General features: G+C 69.2%; 23 protein-coding genes. 14 read left to right on the top strand and 9 right to left on the bottom strand.

Annotated elements, in window-relative coordinates:
- Nucleotides 1-2 precede the first annotated feature (2 nt).
- Both ACT54R_RS10580 and ACT54R_RS10575 read left to right on the top strand, forming a co-directional pair.
- Nucleotides 3-2,123: a glycosyl transferase family protein gene (locus ACT54R_RS10580; protein ID WP_476326029.1), complete on the top strand. Its 2,121-nt coding sequence runs from the start codon at nt 3-5 to the stop codon at nt 2,121-2,123.
- A gap of 157 nt (nt 2,124-2,280) precedes the next feature.
- Nucleotides 2,281-3,147: an alpha-amylase family protein gene (locus ACT54R_RS10575; RefSeq protein ID WP_476326027.1), complete on the top strand. Its 867-nt coding sequence runs from the start codon at nt 2,281-2,283 to the stop codon at nt 3,145-3,147.
- A 66-nt stretch (nt 3,148-3,213) separates the two neighbouring features.
- Here ACT54R_RS10575 and purH read toward each other — a convergent pair whose 3' ends face one another.
- Complete coding sequence (purH, locus tag ACT54R_RS10570; protein WP_476326025.1) at nt 3,214-4,803, bottom strand: bifunctional phosphoribosylaminoimidazolecarboxamide formyltransferase/IMP cyclohydrolase; 1,590 nt, start codon at nt 4,801-4,803, stop codon at nt 3,214-3,216.
- Nucleotides 4,804-4,999: 196 nt separating this feature from the next.
- Between purH and mutS the strand changes: the two genes are divergently transcribed.
- Complete coding sequence (gene mutS / locus ACT54R_RS10565) at nt 5,000-7,792, top strand: DNA mismatch repair protein MutS (protein WP_476326023.1); 2,793 nt, start codon at nt 5,000-5,002, stop codon at nt 7,790-7,792.
- A gap of 46 nt (nt 7,793-7,838) precedes the next feature.
- Here mutS and ACT54R_RS10560 read toward each other — a convergent pair whose 3' ends face one another.
- Nucleotides 7,839-9,206, bottom strand: a complete 1,368-nt coding sequence (locus tag ACT54R_RS10560; RefSeq protein ID WP_476326021.1) for a hypothetical protein — start codon at nt 9,204-9,206, stop codon at nt 7,839-7,841.
- Between the two features lie 38 nt (nt 9,207-9,244).
- On the bottom strand, nt 9,245-10,540 hold the full coding sequence (locus ACT54R_RS10555; RefSeq protein WP_476326019.1) for an adenylosuccinate synthase: 1,296 nt from the start codon (nt 10,538-10,540) through the stop codon (nt 9,245-9,247).
- Between the two features lie 243 nt (nt 10,541-10,783).
- Here ACT54R_RS10555 and ACT54R_RS10550 point away from each other — a divergent pair, with 243 nt between their 5' ends.
- Nucleotides 10,784-12,154, top strand: coding sequence for an RsmB/NOP family class I SAM-dependent RNA methyltransferase (locus tag ACT54R_RS10550; protein ID WP_476326017.1), 1,371 nt, complete (start codon nt 10,784-10,786; stop codon nt 12,152-12,154).
- 52 nt (nt 12,155-12,206) lie between these two features.
- Nucleotides 12,207-14,045 carry a heparinase II/III domain-containing protein gene (locus tag ACT54R_RS10545; RefSeq protein ID WP_168458576.1) on the top strand — a complete coding sequence of 613 codons (1,839 nt, stop codon included), beginning with the start codon at nt 12,207-12,209 and terminating at the stop codon, nt 14,043-14,045.
- 3 nt (nt 14,046-14,048) lie between these two features.
- Here the strand turns inward: ACT54R_RS10545 and htpX are convergent, their stop codons facing one another.
- Complete coding sequence (htpX, locus tag ACT54R_RS10540; protein ID WP_476326015.1) at nt 14,049-14,954, bottom strand: zinc metalloprotease HtpX; 906 nt, start codon at nt 14,952-14,954, stop codon at nt 14,049-14,051.
- 119 nt (nt 14,955-15,073) lie between these two features.
- Nucleotides 15,074-15,280 (bottom strand): hypothetical protein, encoded by a 207-nt coding sequence (locus tag ACT54R_RS10535; RefSeq protein WP_024276641.1) that lies wholly within the window; start codon nt 15,278-15,280, stop codon nt 15,074-15,076.
- Nucleotides 15,281-15,815: 535 nt separating this feature from the next.
- Between ACT54R_RS10535 and fae the strand changes: the two genes are divergently transcribed.
- Nucleotides 15,816-16,322 (top strand): formaldehyde-activating enzyme, encoded by a 507-nt coding sequence (fae, locus tag ACT54R_RS10530; RefSeq protein WP_024276642.1) that lies wholly within the window; start codon nt 15,816-15,818, stop codon nt 16,320-16,322.
- A gap of 201 nt (nt 16,323-16,523) precedes the next feature.
- Here the strand turns inward: fae and ACT54R_RS10525 are convergent, their stop codons facing one another.
- From ACT54R_RS10525 to ACT54R_RS10515, 3 genes are read right to left on the bottom strand one after another with little or no spacing between them, the layout of a single operon-like run.
- Nucleotides 16,524-17,513, bottom strand: coding sequence for a YVTN family beta-propeller repeat protein (locus ACT54R_RS10525; protein WP_476326013.1), 990 nt, complete (start codon nt 17,511-17,513; stop codon nt 16,524-16,526).
- The gene (locus ACT54R_RS10520) at nt 17,513-18,049 is read right to left on the bottom strand and encodes an SRPBCC family protein (RefSeq protein ID WP_476326011.1); all 537 of its coding nucleotides are present in this window, start codon (nt 18,047-18,049) and stop codon (nt 17,513-17,515) included. Before ACT54R_RS10520 ends, ACT54R_RS10525 begins: the two co-directional genes overlap by 1 nt.
- Before the next feature lie 54 nt (nt 18,050-18,103).
- On the bottom strand, nt 18,104-18,568 hold the full coding sequence (locus tag ACT54R_RS10515) for a DUF3280 domain-containing protein (RefSeq protein WP_476326009.1): 465 nt from the start codon (nt 18,566-18,568) through the stop codon (nt 18,104-18,106).
- 247 nt (nt 18,569-18,815) lie between these two features.
- Between ACT54R_RS10515 and ACT54R_RS10510 the strand changes: the two genes are divergently transcribed.
- From ACT54R_RS10510 to ACT54R_RS10490, 5 genes are read left to right on the top strand one after another with little or no spacing between them, the layout of a single operon-like run.
- Nucleotides 18,816-20,075, top strand: a complete 1,260-nt coding sequence (locus ACT54R_RS10510) for an ABC transporter substrate-binding protein (protein ID WP_476326007.1) — start codon at nt 18,816-18,818, stop codon at nt 20,073-20,075.
- Nucleotides 20,076-20,124: 49 nt separating this feature from the next.
- Complete coding sequence (locus ACT54R_RS10505; RefSeq protein WP_476326005.1) at nt 20,125-21,111, top strand: YVTN family beta-propeller repeat protein; 987 nt, start codon at nt 20,125-20,127, stop codon at nt 21,109-21,111.
- Entirely contained in the window at nt 21,108-21,911 is an 804-nt protein-coding gene (locus ACT54R_RS10500; RefSeq protein WP_476326003.1) for an ABC transporter ATP-binding protein, read from the top strand. The genes ACT54R_RS10505 and ACT54R_RS10500 overlap by 4 nt, the downstream gene beginning before the upstream one ends.
- Entirely contained in the window at nt 21,908-22,774 is an 867-nt protein-coding gene (locus ACT54R_RS10495) for an ABC transporter permease (RefSeq protein WP_476326001.1), read from the top strand. The genes ACT54R_RS10500 and ACT54R_RS10495 overlap by 4 nt, the downstream gene beginning before the upstream one ends.
- Entirely contained in the window at nt 22,771-23,403 is a 633-nt protein-coding gene (locus ACT54R_RS10490) for a hypothetical protein (protein ID WP_476325999.1), read from the top strand. The genes ACT54R_RS10495 and ACT54R_RS10490 overlap by 4 nt, the downstream gene beginning before the upstream one ends.
- A gap of 24 nt (nt 23,404-23,427) precedes the next feature.
- Here the strand turns inward: ACT54R_RS10490 and hpt are convergent, their stop codons facing one another.
- Nucleotides 23,428-23,964, bottom strand: coding sequence for a hypoxanthine phosphoribosyltransferase (gene hpt / locus ACT54R_RS10485; protein WP_168458566.1), 537 nt, complete (start codon nt 23,962-23,964; stop codon nt 23,428-23,430).
- Between the two features lie 197 nt (nt 23,965-24,161).
- Here hpt and ftsE point away from each other — a divergent pair, with 197 nt between their 5' ends.
- The 3 genes from ftsE to ACT54R_RS10470 all read left to right on the top strand — a co-directional run bounded on the left by ftsE (nt 24,162) and on the right by ACT54R_RS10470 (nt 26,653).
- Complete coding sequence (gene ftsE, locus ACT54R_RS10480) at nt 24,162-24,821, top strand: cell division ATP-binding protein FtsE (protein ID WP_024276652.1); 660 nt, start codon at nt 24,162-24,164, stop codon at nt 24,819-24,821.
- Nucleotides 24,808-25,785, top strand: coding sequence for a cell division protein FtsX (locus ACT54R_RS10475; RefSeq protein WP_476325997.1), 978 nt, complete (start codon nt 24,808-24,810; stop codon nt 25,783-25,785). Before ftsE ends, ACT54R_RS10475 begins: the two co-directional genes overlap by 14 nt.
- Nucleotides 25,786-25,894: 109 nt before the next feature.
- The gene (locus ACT54R_RS10470; protein ID WP_476325995.1) at nt 25,895-26,653 is read left to right on the top strand and encodes a YdcF family protein; all 759 of its coding nucleotides are present in this window, start codon (nt 25,895-25,897) and stop codon (nt 26,651-26,653) included.
- Nucleotides 26,654-26,744: the final 91 nt, after the last annotated feature.

Here is a 26,744-nt window from a genome sequence, read left to right as displayed (position 1 = left end):
CCATGGAACTCTACTGGCCCTATCTCCTGGCCGATTACATCCGCGTGGTCGAATACGTGGCGGCCGTGGTGGCGGTCATCATCCTGATCTCGTCCATCGACGACCTGTTCATCGATGCCTGGTACTGGGGGCGGCGGATCTACCGCCGCTTCGTCATCGAGCCGTTCATCCGTCCGCTCACCCCGGCCATGCTCTACCAGAAGGACGAGCAGCCGCTGGCCATCATGATCCCCGCCTGGCTCGAATCCCCCGTGATCGCGGCCATGATCGAGAACATGGTGAGCGTGCTGGACTACCGGCGTTACACGATCTTCGTCGGCACCTATCCCAACGACCCGGAAACCATCGCCGAGGTCGAGCGCATGCGGCGGCGCTACAAGCAGCTGGTGCGGGTGGAGACGCGCAACCCCGGCCCGACCAACAAGGCGGACTGCCTCAACGCCGTGGTGCGCGCCATCTTCCAGCACGAGCAGATGACCGGCGTCGAGTTCGCCGGCCTGGTGCTGCACGATGCCGAGGACGTGCTGCATCCGCTCGAGCTGCGGTATTTCAGCTATCTCCTGCCGCGCAAGGATCTGATCCAGGTGCCGGTGCTCTCGCTGGAGCGCCACTGGTCGGAGCTGGTGGCCGGCATCTACATGGACGAGTTCGCCGAGTGGCACGCCAAGGACCTCGTGGTCCGCGAGAGCGTCGCCGGCTCGGTGCCATCGGCCGGGGTGGGCACCTGCTTCTCCCGCCGGGCGATGCTTCACCTTCTGTCCGACGGCACGGGCGAGGTGTTCAACACCGCGAGCCTCACCGAGGACTACGACATCAGCGCCCGCCTCTATGCGGCGAACATGCAGTCGATCATCGCCCGACTGCCGGTGGAATACATCGTCAAGCGCGAGAGCCTGTTCGGCTTCGGCCAGGAGAAGGAAATCCTCCTTTCCATGCCGCTGTGCGTGCGCGAGTTCTTCCCCGATACGTTCCGCACCTCCTACCGGCAGAAGGCGCGCTGGTCTCTGGGCATCGCCTTCCAGGGCTGGCGACACATGGGCTGGCGCGGCAACTGGGCGACGAAATACTTCCTGTTCCGCGACCGCAAGGGCATCGTCACCTCCCTCGTCGCGGTGCTGGCCTATGTCGTCGCCGCGCACTTCCTCCTCTTCATGGGCGCGGAGAAGCTCGGGCTGCTGCCCGCCCGCTACCCCTCCATCTTCGCCACCGAGACGTGGCTGCTGGCAGTGCTGACCGGCAACGCCGTGGCGTTCGGGCTACGGCTGGTGCAACGGTTCTACTTCGTGGCCAACGTGTATGGCTGGGAACAGGGACTGATGTCCGTTCCGCGCGTGGTCATGTCCAACTTCGTCAACTTCGCTGCCACCGTTCGGGCGTGGAAGCTGTTTCTCGGCCATCTCTTCTTCGGCCGGAAGATCGTGTGGGACAAGACCGCCCACGACTTCCCGGACCAGCTGGAGCTTGGCCAGCAGCGCCAGCGCCTGGGCGAGCTTCTGCTCACCTGGCAGGCGGTTCTGCCGGAGCATGTGGAGGAGGCCCTGGCCCTGCAGGCCGAGCGTCAGCAACCTCTCGGACGCATCCTGGTCTCGCGCGGCTGGCTCGACGAGGAGACCCTGGCGGAGGCCATGGCCTTCCAGTCCAACCTGCCGCGGACGACCGTTACCGAGGCGATGGTGCGCCAGTTCAACGATCTGCTCCCCATCGACCTGATGGTGCGGCGGCGCGTGCTGCCCATCGGGCGCGATCCCCGCGGCCGCCTGATCGTCGCGGTGCCCTCGCCCCTGGGCGACAAGGCGATGGAAGAGCTGCGCCGCGCCATCGGCGACGAGCCGCTCCAGCGCATCGCCCGCGAGAGCGAGATCAACGACGGCCTGCGCCTGCTGCGCGGCGTGACCGGCACCGCGGACGGCCAGAAGTCGCCGCCGCTGCTCGGCGACTTGCTGCTGGAGAAGGGGCTGATGCGGCGCGAAGCCTTCGAGGCCGCCATGGAGAACTACCACCCCGACGAGGATGGCCGGATCGGCGAATATCTTGTGCGTTCCGGCGTGGTGACGGAGGAAGCCCTGCGCGCCACGATCCGCGAGCAGGAACGCCGCGTCGCCGCGTCGCTCGCGCCGGTATGATCCTCGGCGCGCCCGGCAAAGCCGGCCTGACGGCCTCCGGCCGGGCCAAGTCCGGGCTGACAACGTCCGGGCGAGCCAAGTGCGGGCTGGCAACGTCCGTGCGGGCGACCTCTGACCGAGCGGGGTGCCCGTGGCGCATTTTCCCTCAAGACGCGTCATGGCGCGGCTGAGCCGCCGCGCCGCGCTCGGCCTCGGTGCTGCCGCCGCGGGCACGGGCCTTCTGGGTCTGGACCTTGCGCTGGGCGCGCGCGACCGCCGTGCCGGCGGGCTCATCGACGGCATCGTCTGGCAGGTCCATGGCGGTGCGCTCGATCCCCGCGGCGACTGGGATTTCATCGGCGCGAGGAGCCTGCTGGTGCAATGGCTGGTGGCCGACGGCACCGCCTTCGTGCCGCTGCCGAAGCTCGGCCTCAAGCTCATTGCCGACGCGCCCAACTGGAAGCGCATCGCCCGCGAGCCATGGGCCAGCCAGATCATCGCCGGCCTCGCCGGCGATTTCTCCGAGCCCAGGGCTCGCGCGAACGTGGTGGAGCTTGGCGCCCTGTCGGCCAAGGTGGCGCGGCAGAAGCTGCCGTTCCGCCCGGCCGGCTTCTATTTCCCGGTTGAGGCCGACCCCACCTGGAAGGATGTGGGGCGGATGCGCGAGGCCCTCGCCCCCATTCCGCGCCCGCTGTGGGTGAGCTGCTACGACAATTCCAACGTCGGCCCGGAGGCGCTGGCCGACTGGATCGAGCTCTGGCTGCCGCGCGACGTGGGGCTGTTCTTCCAGGACGGCTGCGGCATCTACACCCGCGCGCCGGAGGCGGCCCGCCGCTATGCGCAGGTGATCTCGCAACGTCTCGGCGCCCGCCGCTTCAAGATCATCGCCGAAGCCTTCCGGCCTTCCGGCGACGGCTCCTTCCGCGCCGCGACAGCGGCGGAGTTGCTGCCACAGCTAAAGGCATATGAGGGCTTCGAGGTCTTCGTCTTCGACGGCCCGCATTATGTGGACCGCCTCATCGTGCAGCAGTTGATGGCCGGCTGACCCGCCGCAGGCGCGTAGGCCAACGCAGCCCGCGCAGCCCACCCGGCCCGTTCGGGGCCGATGGCATCAATGCCGGAAGTGGCGCACGCCCGTGAAGACCATGGCAAGGCCGGCCTCGTCGGCGGCGGCGATCACCTCGGCGTCGCGCATGGAGCCGCCCGGCTGGATCACCGCCGTGGCACCCGCCTCCACCGCCGCCAGCAGGCCGTCGGCGAAGGGGAAGAAGGCGTCCGAGGCGACCACCGAGCCCTTGGTGAGCGGCACAGAAAGGCCAGCCGCCTCGGCCGCGTCCAGCGCCTTGCGGGCAGCGATGCGGGCCGAATCCACGCGGCTCATCTGGCCGGCGCCGATGCCCACGGTGGCGAGGTCCTTCGCATAGATGATGGTGTTGGACTTCACGTGCTTCGCCACGCGGAAGGCGAAGCGCATGTCGGTCAGCTCCTGCTCGGTCGGTGCGCGCTTGGTGACGACCTTGAGGTCCAGATCATCGGCGCTGGCATTGTCCCGGCCCTGCACTAGCAGGCCGCCGGCCACGGTCTTCACGGTCAGGCCGGGCGCGCGCGGATCGGGCAGGCCGCCGGTGAGGAGCAGGCGCAAATTCTTCTTGGCGGCTACTACGGCGATGGCTTCCTCGGTGGCGTCGGGGGCGACGATCACTTCGGTGAAGATCTCCACCATGGCCCGGGCGGCCTCGGCGTCCAGCGTCCGGTTCACGGCGATGATGCCGCCGAAGGCCGACACCGGATCACAGGCGAGCGCTTTCTTGTAGGCGGCGGCGAGGTCCGCGCCCTCGGCCACGCCGCAGGGATTGGCGTGCTTCACGATGACAACCGCCGCGGTGCGGGCGGGGTGGAATTCGGCCACCGCCTCGAAGGCGGCGTCGGTATCGTTGATGTTGTTGTAGGAGAGCTGCTTGCCCTGTACCTGCCGCGCCGTGGCGACGCCGGGACGGATCTCGTCGGAGGCGTAGAAGGCGGCGGACTGGTGCGGGTTCTCGCCGTAGCGCAGCGCCTCGATGAGCTTGCCGCCGAAGGCGCGGAAGGCGGGGGCCTCCTCCTTCAGCTCGCGGGCGAACCAGTTGGAGATGGCCGCGTCATAGGCAGCGGTGCGGGCATAGGCCTTCTGCGCCAGCTTGCGGCGCAGGGCGAGAGTGGTGCCGCCATGCTCGGCGATCTCGGCGAGGACGGCCTCGTAGTCCACGGCCTCCACCACCACGGCCACGTCGTTGTGGTTCTTGGCCGCGCCGCGGATCATGGAGGGGCCGCCGATGTCGATGTTCTCGATGGTTTCCTCGAAATCCGCCTTGCGGGCGACGGTCGCCTCGAACGGATAGAGGTTCACCACCACGAGATCGATGGGGGCGATGGCGTGCTCGGCGAGGGAGGCCTGATGGCCGGCATCGGCGCGGATGGCGAGGATGCCGCCGTGGACCTTGGGATGAAGGGTCTTCACCCGCCCGTCCATCATCTCCGGGAAGCCGGTGAGTTCAGAGACGTCCTTCACCGGCAGGCCGGCGTCGGCGATGGCCTTGGCGGTGCCGCCGGTGGAGACCAGCTCCACGCCATGGGCGACGAGCTTGGTCGCGAACGGCACCAGCCCCGTCTTGTCGGACACCGAGAGGAGGGCGCGGGTCACAGGACGGATGTCGGCGGTCATCGATGGGCTCCGGGAAAAGATTGCCGCTCGCCTAGCACCAATGGCCGCACATCGCCAGCCGCGCGGGTCCGCGCAGACGCATGGCCGGTATCGGCGGGCGGCATGCGGGCAGGGATTGCCCCTGCAGCGCGCTTTTCCTGTCGATGCGCGGCTGCGGCGCGCTGACAGGCGCGGCCCCGCCCGATACCGTGCGGCCATGCGCCCGAACGCCACCAAGACCGCTGCAAAGACCGTTGCCGAAGAGGCGCCTTCCGAGGAAGCGCCCGCGCCCGCCAGTTCCGCTTCCGCAAAGCCCGCGCCCGCGAAGGCGGACGAGACGCGTGTGACGCCCATGATGGCGCAATACATGGAGATCAAGGCGGCGAACCCGGACAGCCTCCTGTTCTACCGCATGGGCGATTTCTACGAGCTGTTCTTCGGCGACGCGGAGCAGGCCTCGCAGGCGCTGGGCATCGTGCTCACCAAGCGCGGCAAGCACCTCGGCGAGGACATCCCCATGTGCGGGGTGCCCATCGAGCGGGCCGAGGAATATCTGCACAAGCTCATCGCCCTCGGCTTCCGGGTGGCCGTGTGCGAGCAATTGGAGGACCCTGCCGAGGCGAAGAAGCGCGGCGGCAAATCGGTGGTGCGGCGGGATGTGACCCGTCTCGTCACCCCCGGCACCATCACCGAGGACTCCCTGCTCGACGCCCGGCGCGAGAACGTGCTCGCCGCCCTCGCCCGGGTGCGCGCCGGCTCGGGGGCGGACGATTTCGCCTATGCGATCGCCTTCACCGACATGTCCACCGGCGCCTTCCGGGTGGCCGGCACCACGCGCGCCGCGCTGTCCGGCGACCTCGCGCGGGTGGACCCGGCGGAGCTGCTGGTCTCCGACGCGCTCATGGACGATGCCGAGCTGCGCGCCATGCTGCGCGACCTGCCGGCGGTGACGCCGCTGCCGCGCCAGTCCTTCGACGGGGCGGGGGCGGAGAAAAGGCTGGCGGATTTCTACGGTGTCGCCGCGCTTGACGCCTTCGGGGCCTTCTCCCGCGCCGAGCTGATCGCGGCGGCGGCGGTGGTGGCCTATGTGGACCGCACCCAGCTCGGCGCCACGCCGCTGCTCGCCCGCCCGGTGCGGGAGGCGGAAGGCGGCATCATGGCCATCGATGCCGGAACCCGGGCCAATCTGGAGCTGGTGCGCACCACCTCCGGCGACCGGCGCGGCTCGCTGCTCGCCGCCGTGGACCGCACCGTGACGGCGGCCGGCGCGCGCCTGCTCGCCCGTCGCATCGCCGAGCCCTTGACCGACCTCGGCGCCATCCGCGCCCGGCACGACGGGGTTGGGCATCTGTGCGAGGACGGCGCTTTGCGCCGCGCGCTGCGGGAGGCGCTCGCCCGCGCCCCCGACATGGCCCGCGCCGTCACCCGCCTCGCCTTGCAGCGCGGCGGCCCGCGCGATCTTGCGGCGGTGCGCGACGGCCTCGACGGGGCGCTTTCCATCGCCGCCCTCATCGGTCCCGAGGCGCCGGACGATCTCGCCCGCGCCGCCCGCGCCCTTTCCCGCGCGCCCCATGCGGTGGCGCTGGACCTTGCCTCGGCGCTCGCGGAAAACCTGCCCGTCCACCGCCGCGACGGCGGTTTCGTGCGCGAGGGCTGCGATGGCGAGCTCGACGCCACCCGCGCCCTGCGCGACGAGAGCCGCCGCGTCGTCGCCGCGCTGGAGCGCCGCTATGTGGAGGAGACGGGCGTCCGCGCCCTCAAGATCCGGCACAATGCGGTGCTCGGCTATTATGTCGAGGTGTCGCAGCAGAATGCGGACCGCCTGCGCGAGCCGCCGCATGATGCCGTCTTCGTCCATCGCCAGACCATGGCGGGGGCCATGCGCTTCTCGTCGGTGGAACTGGGCGACCTGGAAAGCCGCATCGCCAGCGCGGGCGAACGGGCGCTGGCGCTGGAGCAGGCCATCTTCGAGCGCCTGTCCGCCGCCATTGTGGCAGAGACGGAGGCCATCCGCGCCGCCGCCGATGCGCTGGCCGAGCTGGATGTGGCCTCGGGCCTCGCGGAACTTGCCGCCACCGAGGCCCACGTCCGTCCGCACATGGAGGAGGGTGTCGCCTTCGCCATCGCGGGCGGACGCCACCCGGTGGTGGAGCAGGCGCTGGCCAAAGACGGCGGGCCCTTTGTGCCCAACGATTGCGATCTCTCTCCGCCGGAAGGGGACAAGGACGGCCGCATCGTGCTCGTCACCGGGCCCAACATGGCCGGTAAATCCACCTTCCTGCGGCAGAACGCGCTCATCGCGGTGCTGGCGCAGGCGGGCGCCTTCGTGCCCGCCCGCTCGGCGCGCATCGGCGTGGTGGACCGGCTGTTCTCCCGCGTCGGCGCGGCGGACGATCTGGCGCGCGGGCGCTCCACCTTCATGGTGGAGATGGTGGAGACGGCGGCGATCCTCAATCAGGCGACGCCGCGCTCCCTCGTCATTCTCGACGAGATCGGCCGTGGCACGGCGACCTTCGATGGCATGTCCATCGCCTGGGCAAGCCTGGAGCACCTGCACGAGGTGAACCGCTGCCGGGCGCTGTTCGCCACCCATTTCCACGAATTGACCGCGCTGTCCCAGCGCTGCCGCCGTCTCTCCAACGCCACCGTGAAGGTGACGGAATGGCATGGCGACGTGATCTTCCTGCATGAGGTGGTGCCGGGGGCGGCGGATCGCTCCTACGGCATCCAGGTGGCGAAGCTGGCGGGCCTGCCGGAGGCCGTCATCACCCGGGCGAAGGCCGTGCTGGCGGAGCTGGAGGCGGCGGAGCGCGCCTCGCCGGCGCAGAAGCTGATCGATGATTTGCCGCTGTTCGCCGTCCGCCCCAAGCCGGTCGAGAAGGCGGCACAGGCCGATCCCGCCGCCGAGGCGGTGCTGGGTGCTCTCGATGGTCTCGATCCCGACGCGCTGAGCCCGCGCGAGGCGCTGGATGCGCTCTATCGGCTGAAGGGGCTGCGGCGCGAGGGCTGAGAGTGGCCGGCGGGATGGGAGCGGAGGGCCTTGCGCCCTCACGTCATCAGTTGCTGCCGCCGCCCCCGTCCGACGTTGCCGGGGCCTGCGGGCGCTGGAGCAGTTCGCCCCAGGCGGAGAAGGCATCGTTGAACGCCTGCTCGCCGGCTACGCCCTTCTCGAAGGCGATCACGGCCTTCTTGTTGTTGGTGTAGGTCAGGAGCACGTCGAGCCAGGGATAGGCCTGCAGCAAAGCGACATTGCGCTGGCGGTCGGCCGCCTTTTCCGAGAGGCCCACCAGGAACAGGGTCGGATTGACGCGCACGGCGAGGCCGGCGAGCGGGGTGCCGAGGGCCTGCTGGTTCGGCTTTGCTCGCACCGCGTCCACGTTGGAAACGCCGCCGAAGGGGAAATCGTCCGGCAGCTTGAAGCCGATCTCGATGGTGTGGGACGCCGGCAGGGTCTGGTCGGTGTTGCGCCGGAGCACGAAGCTCATGGCGATCTTGCGCTCGGGAATGACGAGGTCGCCGCGCAGGCCGATGTCGGGAGGCAGGCCGGGGCCGGCGTTCACGGTTTCCGTGCGCCAGGTGATGGTGCCCTCGAAGTTCTGGGGCTGGGCGCTGCCGGGGGATTCCTCGATCAGCACGGCGCGGGCGCTGCCGGAGGTCGAGCCGGGGCGCTGGGCCGGTGCGCGTCGCGCGGCATCGCCCGAGGTCTTGGTCATGCGATCGGCCGACTTCGCCTGATCGGACGCAGCGGCGCCGGACGCAGCGGGTGCCGCTGCATGCTGCTCGCCCTCGCTGTCGCCGAAGAGGCGGTCGCGGTTCACCACGGCGAAGGCGATGCCGCCCAGCACCAGCAGCACGAGGACGGCGATCGCCAGGAACTTCTTCCATGAAGCGCCACCTTCCGAACGGCCGCGACGGCCGCCGTTGGCGGCGGCCCCCCGGCTGCGGACCTCACCGCGCCGCAGCGGCGGGCGGCGGTCGCCCTCGCTCTCCTCTTCGCTGCGCTGGCGCGGCGGCAGCCGGCGGTCGGGCCGTGCCGGAGGCTCTGCGGGCGCGCGCTCTTCGGGATCGGAGCTTTTGGCGGGCTCCTCGGCCGGGGCGGCCGGGGGCTTCGGCGGCTCGAAACGGGCCGGCGGCGAGACGGGAGCGGCAGCCTCCGCCCCTTCCTCGTAGATCTCGTCCTCGTCTTCCGGCTGGGGCTCGGGCGTGTTGTCCTGCTGGGCAAACTCCGCCTCCACCCGGCGGATCGCCTCCTCGAGACCCATGCGCTCGCGGGTGATCTCGCCTTCCGGGAGCGGCGGGTCCACCCCGCGCAGCTGACGCATCAGGGCGGTGCGGGCACGATCATAGACGGCGCGCCGGCTCTCCCCGGTCTTCTGGGGCAGGCTGGAGATCGCGCGGACCAGGAGGGGATAGTAGTCAGCCATCGGAGCGGTGAGGTTCCCCTTGAGCCGTCAGATCGGCATTATGCCTGAAACGGATTGTGAACAAGGATCGTGTCGTCGCGTTCCGGGCTGGTCGACAGCACCGCCACTGGACAACCGATCAGCTCTTCCACGCGCCGCACGTATTTCACCGCCTCGGCCGGCAGGTCGGCCCACGAGCGGGCGCCGGCGGTGGAATCCTGCCAGCCTTCCATGGTCTCGTAGATGGGCTCGGCCCGGGCCTGCGCGCCGCTTTCCGCCGGCAGATAGTCGATTTCCTTACCGTCAACCTTGTAGCCGACGCAGACTTTCAACTCGTTAAAGCCGTCCAGCACGTCGAGCTTGGTCAAGGCGATGCCGTGGATGCCGCAGGTGCGCACCGTCTGGCGCACCAGCACCGCATCGAACCAGCCGCAGCGGCGGGCGCGGCCGGTGACGACGCCGAACTCGTGGCCCTTGGTGCCCAGCGTCTTGCCCACTTCATCGAGAAGCTCGGTGGGGAAGGGGCCTTCGCCCACGCGGGTGGTGTAGGCCTTGGTGATGCCGAGCACGTAATCGAGCGCGCCCGGCCCGATGCCTGTGCCGCTCGCTGCAGATCCCGCCACCGTGTTGGAGGAGGTGACGTAGGGATACGTGCCATGATCGATATCGAGCAGCGCGCCCTGCGCACCCTCGAACAGGATCTTTCGGCCGTCGCGGCGGGCCTTGTCGAGAAGCTCCCACACCCGGTCCATGAAGGGCAGGACCTTGGGGGCGAGCGCCATCAACTCGGCGACCAGCGCCGCACCGTCCACCTCGGCCATGCCGAGGCCGCGGCGGATGAGATTGTGGTGGGTGAGCAGGCGATCGACCTTGCCCGGCAGGGTCGCCGGGTCGGTCAGGTCCACGAGGCGGATGGCGCGGCGGCCGACCTTGTCTTCATAGGCCGGTCCGATGCCGCGCTTGGTGGTGCCGATGCGCGCGCCTTCTGCCGTGGCGCTTTCGCGCAGGGCGTCCAGCTCGCGGTGCAGCGGCAGGATCAGTGGCACGGTCTCGGCGATGCGGAGCCGGTCGGGACCGATCACGATGCCCTGGGCGGCGAGCCGCGCCAGTTCGTCCACCAGCGCCTGCGGGTCGAGCACGACGCCGTTGCCGATCACCGACAGCTTGCCGGGACGCACCACGCCGGACGGCAGCAGGGACAACTTATAGGTGACGCCGCCGACGACCAGCGTATGGCCGGCATTGTGGCCTCCCTGGAAGCGGACGACCACGTCCGCCTGCTCGGAGAGCCAATCGACGATCTTGCCCTTGCCTTCGTCGCCCCACTGAGAGCCGACCACGACCACATTGGCCACGCGGTGGTGCCTCCTGAACCCGGCACGGGAGGTTCGGACCTCGACCGCGCGCACAAAGGAAAGCCCCGGCTCTGGTCCGGGGCGTTACCAAAGCGTCTTACGGGATCGGGGCTGGCGAGGCAAGGTTTGCGCGGCGGGCCGGCCGTCGGGCGACGTTCCGTCAGCGGTAGCGGCGGGAGGTGCCGGTGGGGACGCCCTTTGGAGCGTTGGCGGGCAGGCCCGGTTCGTGCTCTACCTTCCCCGATGAAGACACCCCGCAGCGCTCCCGCTCCTTCCCGCCGCCCCGGCGGCAGCCCCAAGCCCGTTGCCGCCACCCCCGGATTGTCCGCCCGCGCCGTCGCCGTCGATGCGCTGGAAGCCGTGCTGCGGCAGGGCGCCGCGCTGGAAGAGGCGCTGGACGGCCCGACGCTGGAGCCGCGCGACCGGGCGCTCGCCTATCGCATCGTCGCCACCGCCTTGCGGCGGCTCGGGACGCTCCGCGCCGTGCTCGGCAAGCTGATGGAGCGCGGCTTCCCCAAATCCGCGCCGCGGCTGGAATCCGTCCTGCTCGCTGGCGCGACGCAGATCCTGTTCATGGACGTGCCGAGCCATGCGGCGGTGGGTCTCAGCGTGGACCTCGCCCGCGCCGACCGCTCGACCGTGGGCTTCGCCGGTCTCGTCAACGCCGTGCTGCGGCGGGTGGCGCGGGAGGGCGAGGCGCTGATGGCCGGGGTCGATCCCGATTTCGCCGATACGCCCGACTGGCTGCGCCAGCGCTGGACCAAGGCCTATGGCGCCGACACGGCGCGCGCCATGGCCGCCATGCACCGGGTGGAGCCACCTCTCGACATCACGGTGAAGACCGACCCGGACGGCTGGGCGCAGAAGCTCTCCGGCGAGGTGCTGCCCACCGGCACGGTTCGCATCCTCCAGGCCGGGCCGGTGCGTGCGCTGCCCGGCTTCGCGGAAGGCGAATGGTGGGTGCAGGACGCCGCCGCCGCGCTTCCCGCCCGGCTGCTCGGCAATGTCCACGGGCTGAAGGTGGCGGACCTGTGCGCCGCCCCCGGCGGCAAGACGGCGCAACTGGTCGCCTCCGGTGCGCAGGTGACGGCGGTGGACCGCTCCGGCGCCCGCCTCACCCGGCTTCGGGACAATCTGGCGCGGCTCGGCCTCTCCGCGTCGGTGGTGGAGGGCGATGCCGCGACCTTCGCCGGCGGGCCGTTCGATGCGGTGCTGCTCGACGCGCCCTGCTCGGCCACCGGCACCTTGCGCCGGCATCCGGACATCGCGGTGTCGAAGCGCCCGGCCGATATTCCGACCCTCGCGACCCTGCAGGCCCGGCTGCTCGACCACGCCATCGACCTCGTGAAGCCCGGCGGCCTCGTCGTCTATTCCACCTGCTCGCTGGAGCCGGAGGAAGGCGAGGCCCAGGTGGAGCGGCTTCTCGCCGCCCGTCCGGAGGTGGAACGCGTCCCGCTGCGCCCCGGAGAGGTGGATGGCCTCGATTTGTTCATAACTCCTCAAGGGGATGTGCGCACTCTTCCGAGTCACTGGATGCGGGGGGAGGCGGAGCGGTCGGGTCTCGACGGCTTCTTCGCCGCCCGGCTGCGGCGCAGGGCAAGCCCAACGGCCTGATCCCCCGCGCCCCGGCCTCCCGCTTGGGCTAGAGGCTGGTGAAGACAGGCGCATGGGTATCTGGAATGGATCGGCGGGCCCGCTGCAGGCCGTGGCCAGAAATCTGGTCGGCACGCTGGCCGGGAAGGGCCACGCCCACCCGACGGGAGGCGCCGTGAGCCGAGGCGGGCTGAAAGAGCGCACGCAACTGGCGACCCTCCTGCTGGAGCTTTGGTCGCAGACGGTGCTCGCGCGCATCGGCGGCCGCGCGGTGCCGCTCGGCTACGTGCCGGTTCCGGTGCCGGAACGCCTTCTCATCGCCCCGCAGGATCTGAGGACCGGCGACGCCACCGTCGCCAGCGAAATCTATTCCGGCCGCTTCGCCTTCGCCGGCAAGGTCATGGCGCTCGACGGCCGCACCGCGTTCGAGCTGGTGCCGCCCTCGGTGGAATGGGCCGAGGCGCTACACGGCTTCGGCTGGCTGCGGCACCTGAAGGCGGCCAACACCACCATCGCCCGCGCCAATGCCCGCGCCCTCGTCGGCGATTTCATCCGCGATCCTGGCAAGGCCAAGGCGGTGGCGGCACGCCCGGACGTGGCGGCGCGGCGCATCATCTCCTGGCTCACCCAGGCGACCTTCCTGCTGCAGGACGCCGACCACGATTTCTACCGTCGCTTCATGCGTTCGCTGGCCAAGCAGGTGCGCCAGCTGCGCCGCATGGCCAGCGACGCGCCGGACGGCTATCCCCGCCTCATCGCCATCGTCGCGCTGGTGTTCGCCGGGCTGTGCATGTCCGACCAGCCGCGCCTCCTCAAGGCGGCTCAGAAGCGCCTCGCCGAGGAACTGGACCGGCAGATCCTGCCGGACGGCGGACCGCTCACCCGCAATCCCGGCATGCTTATCGAGCTGCTGCTCGACCTTCTGCCGCTGCGCCAGGCTTTCACCGCGCGCAACCAGCAGGCCCCGGCCGCGCTGATGAATGCGGTGGACCGCATGATGCCCATGCTGCGCTTCTTCCGGCACGGCGACGGCGCCTTCGCGCATTTCCACGGCATGGGCCATACGGCGGCGGACCAGCTGGCCACCATCCTCGCCTTCGACGATGCGCGCGGTGCGCCCGTGGCCAACGCGCCCTATTCCGGCTACCAGCGGCTCGATGCGCGCTCGCTGATGCTGATCGCCGACACCGGCCCGCCGCCGCCCGCCGTGGCGAGCTGGGAGGCCCATGCGAGCTGCCTCGCCTTTGAATTCTCCTCGGCCCGCCAGCGCATCGTCATCAATTGCGGCGTGCCGGAGGTGCACCGGGAGATGTGGCGGCAGGTGGCGCGCTCCACGGCGGCCCATTCCACCGCAGTGATCGCAGACACCTCCTCCTGCCGCTTCCTGCAGGGCGGCTCCATGACGCGCATCTTCGGCGCGCCCATCGTTGCCGGCCCGAAGCATGTGGAGGTGCAGCGTGGCACGCGAAACAACGCGCTTTTGCTGCGCGCCAGCCATGACGGCTATGCCGAGGCGTTCAACCTGCTGCACCAGCGCTCGTGGCGGCTGGCGCTGGAGGGCAACCGGCTCGACGGCGAGGACATCTTCAAGCCGGTGGAGGAGGGGGGCGTGCTTCCGGCGGAGACCTTCGCCATCCGCTTCCACCTGCACCCGTCCGTGACCGTGGAGCGGCTGGACGATCCCCATACCGCGCTGCTCAGCCTGCCCAACGGCGAGGCCTGGGCCTTCGCCGCGCCGCATCTGCCCCTCGTGGTGGAGGAGAGCGTGGACCTTGCCGCCAGCGGCGGGCCGCGCCGCACCTCCCAGCTTGTGCTCACGGGCGAGGTGGCGCGCACGCCACGCGTCATCTGGACCTTCGTGCGCACCCGGGAAGCGCAGAGCGTGCCGCCGGTGCGGCCGGGCCGGGGCTGAAGCTCACCCCCAGGGCCCGCGGCGCGGCTGCGCCGGGGCCGGTGCAGTAAAACCTCCGCCACCCATACGCTGCGACAGATCGCGCAGGGCCGCGATGCGGTTCTCCACCGCCGGATGGGTGGAGAACAGATTGTCCATCCGCGCCCCGGACAGGGGATTGATGATGAACATGTGGGCAGTGGCGGGGTTCGCTTCTGCCTCATAGTTCGGCACCTGATGGGCCTCGCCGGAGATCTTCGCCAGGGCCGAGGCGAGGGCCATGGGCCGGCCCAGTATCTCCGCACCGCCCCGGTCGGCCTCGTATTCGCGCGAACGGGAGATGGCCATCTGCACCAGCATGGCGGCCATCGGCGCGAGGACCACCATCAGGATGGTGCCGATGAAACCGAAGGGATTGTTGTTCTCCCGGTTCCCGCCGCCAAACAGCAGGCCGAAGTTCGCCAGCATGGAGATGGCGCCCGCGATGGTCGCGGTGATGGTCATGGTGAGGGTATCGTAGTGCTTGATGTGCGCCAGCTCGTGCGCCATCACGCCCGCCACCTCTTCGGGCGTGAGTGTCTGCAACAGGCCGGTGGTGGCGGCGACGGCGGCGTTCTGCGGATTGCGCCCGGTGGCGAAGGCGTTGGGCTGGGGGTTGTCCATGATGAACACCCGGGGCATGGGCAAATCCGCCCGCCGCGCCAGCTCCCGCACCATGCCGACGAACTCGGGCGCGGTACGATCATCCACTTCCCGCGCGCCGTACATGCGCAGGACCATCTTGTCCGCATTCCAGTAGCTGAACAGGTTCATGCCTGCCGCCACCACGAATGCGATCATCATCCCGCCGCGTCCGCCGAGGGCGAAGCCGACGGCCATGAACAAGGCGGTCATGCCGGCGAGCAGGATCGCCGTCTTCAGGTGATTCATCCATCCCTCCCGGTGCCGCGCGCATGTCGCGGACCTTGGACTAGAGGATGGGAAGGCACCGGCCCACGTTCAAGGGAGGGCATGCCCTTACGTCATTGAGAGGCGGTCCGCTGCGCCGTTCAGATGTCGCGCATCAGGCGGTCAGCCGCCACGCACTTCCAGCGTCCGATCTGCCACTGGGGATGGCTCTCGCTCCACTGCGCGATGGCCTGCTGGGAGGACATCATGCAGGTCATGGGCGCGCTCGCTTCCATGGAGAAGCTGAGTTTCTCCTCCCGGCAGGTGGCCGGGGCGCTGATGAGGCAGGCGTAAAGAACAATGAACATGACCAGGGTTCCTGAGATCGGCGCTGCGTGTGCCACTCCCCTGCTTCCGTCCCTCTGCGACAAACCTTCTCTTGCCTTATACGCTGTACTGTCCCGGCAGGCTGCCTTCTCATGGGCAATCTGTGCAAAAATTAAGAAGCAAGACAGGGGCCAACAGGAATGTTTGGCAAGCGTGTCCGGGAAGATTGGTATTGAACAACCGCAATACTTCCCGTCTCGTTTGCCGATGGCGCCCGGCGCTCCGGCCTCCTGTTGCCGCCGCAAGGGCAGGTCACTCGTCCTGCGGGCGCGCCTCTCGCACGGCGGTAAGCAAGCGTTTTGCCGGCCAATTTTTCACGCTGCGGCGCGGCATGGATTCGCGGTCGCGGCGGCTTGCAGGCGAGCCTCGGCGCGGCTAGGCTCCGCGCGCTATCTGGTGAACCGGTTCGGCATTCCGCGCCGAGCGCTGACAACAAGGGTAGGCGGCATAGGACCGCCGTCCGGAACTGTCTTCGGGGGCGGTCATCCCTAGTCGATCTACGAGGGAGGACAGAAGGTGGCTAAGATTAGCAAGGTTCTGGTTGGTGAGGCGCTCGTCGGTGACGGCAACGAGGTGGCCCACATCGACCTCATCATCGGCCCGCGCGGCAGCGCGGCCGAGACGGCGTTCGTCACCAGCCTGACGAACAACAAGGATGGCTTCACGTCCCTCCTCGCGGTGCTCGCGCCGAACCTGCCCTGCAAGCCCAACACCGTGATGTTCAACAAGGTGACCATCAAGGACGCCCGGCAGGCCGTGCAGATGTTCGGACCCGCCCAGTACGGCGTCGCCAAGGCGGTGCAGGACTCCGTGGCCGAAGGCGTGATCCCGGTCGAGGAAGCGGACGACCTGTTCATCTGCGTCGGCGTGTTCATCCACTGGGAAGCGGCGGACGACGCCAAGATCCAGCAGTTCAACTACGAGGCGACCAAGCTCTCGATCGCTCGCGCCGTGGCCGGTACCCCCACCGCCAAGGAAGCGACCGACAAGCGCAACGAAGCCAAGCACCCCTTCGCGGCCTAGAGCGGAAACCACCCTGGACAGAGCGGCAACCCTCCGCCCATGCCGAAGGGTCTGCTCCAGCGGTTGGCCGCAATCTTTCTGCGATAGAGGCCAAAAGAACGACGACCGGCGGTCTTCCGCCGGTCGTTTTCGTTTCAGGGCCTTGCGGCGGGTCTCCCGCCGGTTGTTTTCGTTTTCTGGGGCTGTCGTCGAAAGCGCGCGTCAGGGCGTCCGGCGCAGGAAGATGCCGAAGGCGCGCGGGCCATCGCCCACCTCGAGGGTCGAGACCACCTTGAGGGTCTGCGTGTCGATCACGCTCATGGAATTGTCGAACCAGTTCACCACATAGACCGCGCGCCCGTCGTCCGAGGCGGCAATGCCCTCGGGATACTCGCCCACAGGAATGGTGGCGCGGGGCGCGAGGGTCGTCGTGTCGAACACGCTCACCGTCCCCGCATACTGGTTGGTGACGAAGGCGAGCGGGCCGGCGAGCGCCACCGCATAGGGCCGGTTGCCCACCTTCACCGTGCCCACCACCTTGCGGGCGGCGACGTCTATGATGCTCACGTCGTCCGAGCCCACGTTGGCCGTATAAGCCTTGCGCCCGTCCTCGGACAAAGTGATGCCGAACGGGCGGGTGCCCACCTTGACGACGCCGACCCGCTCCAGCGTCGCCGCGTCGATGACGGAGACCTGATCGTCGTCCCGATCGGCGCTGAGCACGAGGGCACCGTCGGGCGTCACCGCCACGCCGGAGGGCGAGGCGCCGGTGTGGGCGATACGCTGCGCATCCGGCTTGTCGGGATCCACCACCAGAAGGCGCGCCGCATACCAGTCCGCCACATAGACCGGCTTGCCGGAGGGCGCGACCGCCACGCCGAGCGGGCCGCCATCCACATGGATGCGCTTCTCGACCTTGCGGGTCGCCGTGTCGATCACCGACAGGGCCTTGCCCTCGGGGCTGGTGACGAAGGCGCGGCTTCCGTCCCGGCTCACGGCGATGCCGGCCGGCTCGCCGGGCACCGGAATGCGCGCGACGAGTTTGGGCGGGGCAGCGGCGCCGTCGAGCGCCACCACCGCCACCTCATTGCCGGGCTGGTTGGTGATGAAGGCCTCCGCCGCGCGCGAAGGCCGGGGCGCGGCGAAGAGCGTTGCGACGAGGAGTGTCGCGGCGAGCCCCGCCGCGACTGCCGCGCGCCGCAGGGGGGCCATCAGGAGCCCTTTTCGACCTTGGCCTTGAGGGCGTCGAGACCGCCGCGATAGACCGCGGTGACGGCGGCGACGGCGGCTTCGTCGCTCAGTTCCGGCGGCGGGTCGTTGTTGGGATAGCCGCGATAGAAGGCGCCGCGCCACTCCACCTTGGTGTGGGTGGCGTCGATCGGAATGACTGCGATGGTGGAGGAATAGTTGGTGACCGGCAGCACTTTCACGTCCACCGCGTTGATGCGGTAGGAATAGCTCTTCTGCTCCGGCTCGTACTTCACCAGCACCTCCTCGATGGTGCCGCCGCCCTTCAGGGTGAGCAGGCGCGTGGCATCCACGGCGTTGCCGCCCTTGCCCTCCTGCTTGTCGACGGCGGGATGCCAGCTCATGTCCTGGAAGCTGGAGATCACGGCCCAGACCTTGTCGGCCGGCGCGTTGATCTCGACGCTCTCGGTCACCTTCTTGCGGGTGGGGCCGTGGGCGTCAGCGGCGAGCGGGATCATCGCGACCGCAAGCGCCGCCGCGGCGGCAATCATCTGCCTCATGGAAACGTTCCTCCAACAGTTCTTGGTCGGTGTTGAACGGGCCGGACGGCCGCGTCATTGGGAAAGCTCGGGCAGGCCCGGGGCGAAAATGCGGTTCTTCACCAGGTAGCGCACGCCGCGCAGCCAGGATTCGTCGGTGTTGCCGCGGATGTCCACCTGCCCGGCGCGCACCACCTTGGCACTGCCTTCCACGCCCTTCAGGTCGACTTCCTTCACCTGCAGCTCGATGGACAGGATGAGGTTGGACACTTTGCGCACCACGCCCACCACCTCGAACCGCGCTCCGGCGTCCGAGGCGATCTCGTTCTCGCAGGCATTGCACTTGAAGAAGGGGGAGGCCTCATCGATGCGCGCGGCGAAGGGCTTGAGGTCGACGGGCGTGATCTGCCCCGACTCGACGAGGAGGCGCAACAGCTCGGCATTGACGAGCTTGAGCCGCGCGTCCTGTTCCGCGCGGATGCTGTCGCGCTGGTCTGCCGTATCGTCAAATAACTCGAAGCCGAAGATGGCCGCAGGCACGGGCGCGGCAAAGCTGCGGCCTGTTACGCCGAAAAATGTTGCGCCTGCGAAAAGAAGGGCAAAGACGAAACGGACGCCGGACATCATCGGGAACCTTTGGTAGGCGGGAGCGTGTCACAGCCGGCCCGCCGCTGGCAAGGAGAGATCATCTTATTGTTTTCTTATGTCTATTCGGTTGCCGTTTTTGGCTGATGATGGCTACATCTTCCCCTCGCGAAGACCCGGATCGACTGAGCCCCGATTGCCCATGAGCCTTCACTGGCGCCTCGAATGGCCGCGGCTGCGTCGGCCCCGCCTGCTTCTCACCTTTGCATGCGCCCTGATGCTGGGCGCGGCGGGCACCATCGGGACGTCGCTGGCGCAGCAGCCCGACGGCGCCGCGGCCCAAACGCCCGCCACCGCCGAACTGCGGCTCGGCCTTCTCACCCGCGAGGTGGCTCCGCCCCCGCTCTATGATCTTCTGGCGGTTCCGGCGGACGATGCGGTGGCGGGCGCGGAACTCGCCATCAAGGACAACAACACGACGGGCCAGTTCACCGGCCAGAGCTATGCGCTGGAGCCGGTCACGCTCGCCGAGGACGAGGATGCGGGGGCGGCGGCGCAGAAGCTCGCGGACGCCGGCGTCAAGCTGATCATCGTCAACCTGCACGCCGCCGACCTGCTGAAGGTGGACGATGCGGTTAAGGGCAAGGGCGTCACCCTGTTCAACATCGGCGCCACCGACGACGCGCTGCGCGCCGAGCAGTGCCGAGCCGATATCTTCCACGTCGCGCCCAGCCGGGCGATGCTCGCGGACGCGCTCATGCAGTTCCTCGCCATGAAGCGCTGGACCAAGCTGTTCCTCATCGTCGGGCCGAACCCGGACGACCAGCTTTATGCGGACGCGCTGCGCAAATCGGCGAAGAAGTTCGGCCTCAAGATCGTCGCCGACAAGCCGTGGACCTTCGGCCCTCTGGGGCGCGACCGCTCCGACAGCATTACCCGCTCGGACGCGCTGGTGTTCAGCCGCGGCGTCGATGCGGACGTGCTGGTGGTGGCGGACGAGGCCAATGATTTCGGCAATTACATCCCCTTCCGCACCTTCGAGCCGCGCCTCGTGGTGGGCACGCAGGGCCTGACCGCCGGCACTTGGCATCCGGCGCAGGATGCGTGGGGCTCGGCCCAACTGCAGAACCGCTTCCTGCGCGCCGCCAACCGCCCCATGCGCGCCACCGACTATCAGGCGTGGCTCGCCGTGCGCATGGTGGGCGAGGCGGCGACCCGGGCCAAGGCCACGGACCCGGTGGCGCTGGCGAAGTTCATGCGCACGCCCGACTTCAGCCTCGCCGCCTTCAAGGGCGTGCCGGTGAGCGTGCGGCCGTGGGACCAGCAGGTCCGCCAGCCTCTCCTCATCGCCCAGCCCCTCGGCATCGTCTCGGTGGCGCCGGAAGAGGGCTTCCTGCACCAGAAGACCCCGCTCGATACGCTGGGCGTGGACGAGCGCGAATCCAAATGCCGGCTGAACTGAAATGCCGGGGCAAAAGCGCAACAAGCGCGCGAATTCTGGAGGAAATCCGATGATCCCGACCGCCCCGCGCCGGCTCGCTGCCCTTCTCGCCGGCGCCGCCGCGCTGATGGCGGCGGATGCGGCCTCCGCCTACACGGTCTACGTCTCCAACGAGCGCGGCAATTCCATCACGGTCATCGATTCCACCACGCTGGAAGCCAAGCAGACGGTGAAGATCGGCCGCCGGCCGCGCGGCATAACCATGAGCCCGGACGGCAAGGTGCTCTTCCTGTGCGCCAGCGACGACCATGCGGTGCTGGCCATCGATCCCGCGACGCTCAAGGTCCTGCGCAAGCTGAAGTCCGGCCCCGACCCGGAACTCTTCGCCCTGCATCCCTCGGGCAACCCGCTCTACATCGCCAATGAGGACGATAACCAGGTCACGGTGCTCGACGTGGAGCAGAACAAGGTGGTGGCGCAGGTGCCGGTGGGCACCGAGCCGGAGGGCATGGCGGTGAGCCCGGACGGGGCGACGCTGGTGGCGACCTCCGAAACCACCAGCATGGCCCACTTCATCGACACCAAGACCAACAAGATCTTCGCCAACGTGCTGGTGGACGCGCGCCCGCGCTTCGCCGAATTCTCCAAGGATGGCAAGCGCCTGTGGGTTTCGGCCGAGGTCGGTGGCACGGTGTCCGTCATCGATCCCGAGACACGCAAGATCATTCACAAGGTCACGTTCCAGATCCCCGGCGTGTCCAAGGAGGCGATCCAGCCCGTGGGCGTGCGCCTCACGAAGGACGGCAAGACCGCCTTCGTCGCGCTGGGCCCGGCGAACCGCGTCGCGGTGGTGAATGCCGAGACGTTCGAGGTGCAGAAATATCTCCTCGTCGGCCAGCGGGTCTGGCAGCTCGCCTTCACGCCGGACGAGAAGCTGCTCTTCACCACCAACGGCAATTCCAACGACGTGTCGGTCATCGACGTTCAGGATCTCAAGGTGGTGAAGTCCATCAAGGTCGGCGGCGCGCCGTGGGGCGTGGTGGTCTCGCCGCAATGAGCGATGGCGCGCACGTTCCGGTGCAGGTTGCGGCGCTCGCGATCGAGGCGGTGAGCCATGCCTTCGGCGCGCGCCGCGCGCTGGATGGGGTCTCGCTCGCCGTTCCGGCCGGCCGCTTCGTCGCGCTGCTGGGGCCGAACGGCGCCGGAAAGACCACGCTGTTCTCGCTGGCGACCCGGCTCTATGCGACCCGCGAGGGGCGGGTGCGCATCTTCGGGCATGACCTCTCCCGCGCGCCTTCCGCGGCGCTGGCGGAGCTGGGCGTGGTGTTCCAGAGCCGCACCCTCGACCTCGACCTGTCGGTGCGGCAGAACCTCGCGTATCACGGCGCCCTGCATGGCATGGCCGGACGCGAGGTGAAGGCCCGCATCGCCGAGCTGCTGGCGCTGGTGGGGCTCGCCGACCGCATCGACGACAAGGTGCGCACCCTCTCGGGCGGCCAGTCGCGGCGGGTGGAGATCGCCCGCGCCCTCATCCACCGCCCCCGTCTGCTGCTGCTGGACGAGGCGACGGTGGGCCTCGATCTGCCGTCGCGCTCCGCCATCGTCGAGATCGTGCGGCGCCTCGTGGACGAGGAGCATCTCGCGGTGCTGTGGGCCACCCACATCTTCGACGAGGTGCGGGCCGACGATCTCATCTACGTGCTCGACAAGGGCCGCATCATCGCCAACGGCACCGCGCGCGAGGTGACCGGCGCGCATCTGCGGCCGGCGGAAGAGCGTGCGCCCGACGGCCCCACCGCGGCTTTGGAAGCCGCCTTCCGGGCCATGACGGCGGCCCGGGCGGAGGACGCTGCATGAGCGAGGCGGCCTTCGGCAGGGCGCCTTCCGCGCCCGCGCGCCACCTCGGCCCCGCCGGCTATCTGGTGTGCATGTCCGGCATCGTCGGACGCGAATTGCTGCGCTTCGTTCAGCAGAAGGAGCGCTTCCTCTCGGCGCTGGTGCGGCCGCTGGTGTGGCTCTTCATCTTCGCGGCCGGCTTCCGCTCGACCCTCGGCGTCTCGATCATCCCGCCTTACGAGACCTACGTGCTCTACGAGGTCTATGTGACGCCGGGCCTCGCGGTGATGATCCAGCTGTTCAACGGCATGCAGTCGTCCCTCTCCATGGTCTACGACCGGGAGGTGGGCTCCATGCGGGTGCTGCTGACGAGCCCCTTCCCGCGCTGGTATCTCCTGCTTTGCAAGCTGGTGGCCGGGGTCAGCGTGTCGCTGGCGCAGGTCTATGTCTTCCTCGCCATCGCCCGGCTGTGGGAGGTGGACATCCCGCCCATGGGCTATCTCACAGCGCTGCCCGCCTTCATCCTGACCGGGCTGATGCTGGGGTCCATCGGGCTCGTGATCTCCTCGCTGATCCGGCAGCTGGAGAATTTCGCGAGCGTGATGAACTTCGTGATCTTCCCGATGTTCTTCGCCTCCTCGGCGCTCTACCCGCTCTGGCGCATCCGCGATGCCAGCGAGACGCTCTACATCGTCTGCCTTCTGAACCCCTTCACCCATGCCGTGGAGCTAGTGCGCAACGCGCTCTACGGCGTGTTCGAGCCGCAGGCCTTCGCCGTCGTGCTCGGCACCACCATCGTCTTCTTCGCCCTTGCCGTCGTCGCCTACGATCCGGGCCGCGGCATCATGGGGCGGCGGGGCGCGCCAAAAGGAGAAGCCGCGTGATCCGTTCGCTTGCCGCCGCCACGGCCGCCGTTGCGGCCGCCGCTTTCCTGATGGCTTCGCCGCTCGCCGCCCAGCCAAAGCCTGATCCCGACTGGCCCTGCCCGCAGCGCAAGACGCCGGAAATCGACCTCGCGCAGGTGTGGAGCGGGCCGGACCCGGCCTCCGCCGGCAAATGGACCGACGACCAGGACGCCGCCGGCCTCGCCGTGAAGCTCGCCTCCCGCCGCACCCCGGCGAAGGAATTCGGTCCCCTGCTCGATGGCTTCGTGAAGGAGGCCGGCACCGAGGCGGACAAGGGGCTGCTGCGGGTGATGGCGGGGGTCTACGAGATCATCAACGACCAGCGCAGCAAGCTCGTCCACGGCATCGAGCGCTATGCCCGCGGCCAGCAGCGCCTCGCCGACCGCATCCGCGAGGAGGGCGACCAGTTGAGCAAGGCGCAGACTTCCATCACCGCGCCGGAGACCGCCGAGAGCCGAAAGCTCGACGAGCAGCTCAACTGGGACACCCGCATCTTCGACGAGCGCGCCAAGTCCCTCATCTATGTCTGCGAGACGCCGGTGCTGCTGGAGCAGCGGGCCTTCGACATCGGGCAGCAGATCCAGGCCCGGCTGAAGGTGAAGGGCTGAGAGGCGGGCGCGCCGGCGCGCCGTCTATTCCAGCCCCTCCACATGCCCGATGAAGGGCAATTGGCGGAAGGCGTGGGCGACATCCATGCCGTATCCCACCACGAACACGTCGGGACAGGTGAAGCCGACGAAATCGGCCTCGATCTGCACCGCGCGCTTGCCCGGCTTCTCCAGGAGCACGCACACCAGCACCCGCCGCGCGCCGCGCGCCATGAGCAGGTCCTTGGCGAAGGCGAGGGTGCGGCCGGATTCCAGAATGTCGTCGATGAGCAGGACGTCGCGGTCGCGCACGTCGCTCTCCACGTCCTTCAGAATCTCCACCTGGCCGGAGGAGATGGTCGCCTCGCGATAGGAGGAGAGGTGCATGAACTCCACCTCCGGCGCGAGGCCGGACGTGTGCATGGCGCGCAGCAGGTCGGCAGCGAAGATGAAGGAGCCCTTCAGCACCGCCACGGCGAGCAGCCGCTCCGGCGCGAGCGCGGCGATCTCCACCGCCAGGGCGTGATTGCGCGCGGCGATGCGGTTCTCGTCATAGAGGACGCTGACGTTCGGCAGGTTCATGGTCCCTCTTCGCCAGAGCGCGCATGGCCGTCGGTGCCGCGCACCCTCCCGAGATAGCCGCCGGGCCGGGCGCGCGCAATGCGGGACAGCCCTTCCTTTGGGGCAGGGCCGGCCTTCCGCGCCCCTGTGGCGACGCCTTCCGCTTCGTTTATGGTGTGGCGGGGCGCCACGGCGCGATTCGAGTGAAGGGTTGGGGCGTGGTCCGGTTCGAGAACGTCGGCCTCAGGTACGGCATGGGCCCGGAAGTGCTGAAGGATGTGTCCTTCGGCATCGAGCCCAATTCGTTCCAGTTCCTGACTGGCCCGTCGGGGGCCGGCAAGACGACGCTCATGCGCCTTCTCTTCCTCCAGCTGAAGCCGACGCGCGGGCTCATCACCCTGTTCGGTCGGGACGTGTCGTCCCTTGATCCCGACGAAGTGGCCGTGCTGCGCCGGCGCATCGGCATCGTTTTTCAGGATTTCCGCCTGCTCGACCACCTCACCACCTACGAGAATGTCTCCCTGCCGCTGCGCGTGCTCGGCAAGGAGGAGGCGAGCTATCGCGGCGAGGTGACGGAGCTTCTGAGCTGGGTCGGCCTCGGCGACCGGATGCACGTTCTGCCGCCGGTGCTTTCGGGCGGCGAGAAGCAGCGCGCGGCCATCGCCCGCGCCCTCATCGGGCGGCCGGAATTCCTGCTGGCGGACGAACCCACGGGCAATGTGGACCCCACCCTCGCCCGCCGCCTGCTCCGCCTGTTCATCGAACTCAACAAGTCCGGCACGTCGGTGCTGCTGGCCACCCATGACATCGCGCTCATGGACCAGTACGACGCCCGCCGCCTCGTGATCGCCGACGGCCGCCTCTATGTCTACGACTGACGCCGCCACCCAGCCACCGAACCCGCAGCCCAAGAAGCCGCCAGAGGCGGGCGAGGCCCCGCGCGCCAAGGCGCGGGCGCTGGCCTCCATCGTGCCGTCCTCCACCATCGCCGGGCGGGCGCTGGTGGCGGTGGTGGCCATCATGACCTTTCTCGCCGGGCTCACCATCGGCACGGCGGTGGCGGTGCGCGCAACCGCCAGCCAGTGGCGCTCCGACGTGACGCAGGAAGTGACCATCCAGATCCGCGCCGGCGAAAAGCAGGCCACCGATGCCCAGGTGCAGGCCGCCGCCGACATCGTCCGCAAGACGCCCGGCATCTCCGACGTGCACATCCTCACGGCCGAGGAGACCTCCCGGCTGCTGGAGCCGTGGCTCGGCTCCGGGCTCGACCTCGGCGACCTGCCGGTCCCGCGGGTGCTCGTGGTGCGCCTCGACGGGTCGAGCCCGCCCGATCTCGCGCGGCTCAAGCGTACCCTGACCGACCGCATCCCCACCGCCACGCTCGACGACCACCGCGGCTGGTCGCGCCGCCTCGTGGCGGTGACGGACGGGGTGATGCTGGTAGCGGTGGTGCTCCTGGTGCTGGTGGGGCTCGCGACCGTGCTCTCGGTGGTGTTCGCCACCCGTGCGGCCGTGGCCACCAACCGTTCGGTGGTGGAGGTATTGCACTTCGTGGGCGCGCGGGACGGCTTCATCGCCGCCCAGTTCCAGCGGCATTTCCTCAAGATCGGCGCGGAAGGCGGCCTGATCGGCGGGCTCTCGGCGGCGGCGGTGTTCGGGGCGCTCGCCGCGCTTCCCCGCCTCGGCCTCGGCGGCGATCCGGAACTGCCGACCGTGCTGGGCTGGCTCAATCCCGGCTATCTCGGCTTCTTCGGCATCGCCGTGTCGGTGGCGATCGTGGCGCTGGCGACGGCGCTGACCTCCCGCGTCACCGTTTACCGCACGTTGAGGACGATCACATGATCGGCCGCGAGACGATGGATGCGGCCGTAGGGAGGGGTGCGTCACCTCGTCTCTGCCGCATTCCGGCGGCATCGTCGGTTGCATGACCATGTCGAGCACCGAGCGCAGGATGAGGGCGCAGATCGGTCCCGGGCAGTCCGATACCGGCACGGCCAGACGCGGGGCAAACAAGGGCGCGACTCGCAAGGGCACGCAGCCGTCTCCGGCACCGCGCCGCAGCCTGCTGCGTCGGCTTGCCGTCGGCGCACTGGCGCTCGGCGGGCTGGGCATCGTCGCCGCTGGCGCCGGCTTCCTCGCCTTCACCACCCAGATCGCCGGGCGTGAGCCCGCGGGGGTAAAGCCGGCCGACGCCATCGTCGTGCTCACCGGCGGCCCCTCGCGCATCATCGATGCCATCTCCCTGCTGAACGAAGGGCTCGGCCAGCGCCTGCTCATCACCGGCGTGAATCCCACCACCTCGTCCGACGAGATGCGGCGCGCCTTGCCGGACGGCGAGCGGCTGATGGATTGCTGCATCGATCTCGGCCACAAGGCGCTGAACACGCGCGGCAATGCCCTTGAGGCCGCCGAGTGGACGCGCGAACGGCGGTTCCGCTCGCTGGTGGTGGTGACATCCTCGTGGCACATGCCACGCGCCATGATGGAATTGTCGCGTGCCCTTCCCGATGTGGAGCTGGTGGCCTATCCCGTCGTCACCAGCCGCACCGAGCCGGAACACTGGTGGACCGATACCGGGACATTGAAGCTGCTGGTGAAGGAATATCTGAAGTACATCATGGCCACGGTGAAGATCCGTCCCGCCCAGGCGGTGGCCGGTCCTCAGGCCGCTGCCGCGCCGTCGGGCGGGTCGGCCGCCGCGCCGCACTGAACACGCGCTCCCGGCCGCCCGGCCGCGGGGCAGGGAGACCGCCTTGACCTTCCTGCGTTCGCTCGTCTTCCAGATCGCCTTCTATCTGGTG

This window comes from Xanthobacter sp. DMC47, from assembly GCF_056313845.1.
Note: the sequence above shows the minus strand (reverse complement) of the source record. Positions and strands in the feature narration are given on the sequence as shown.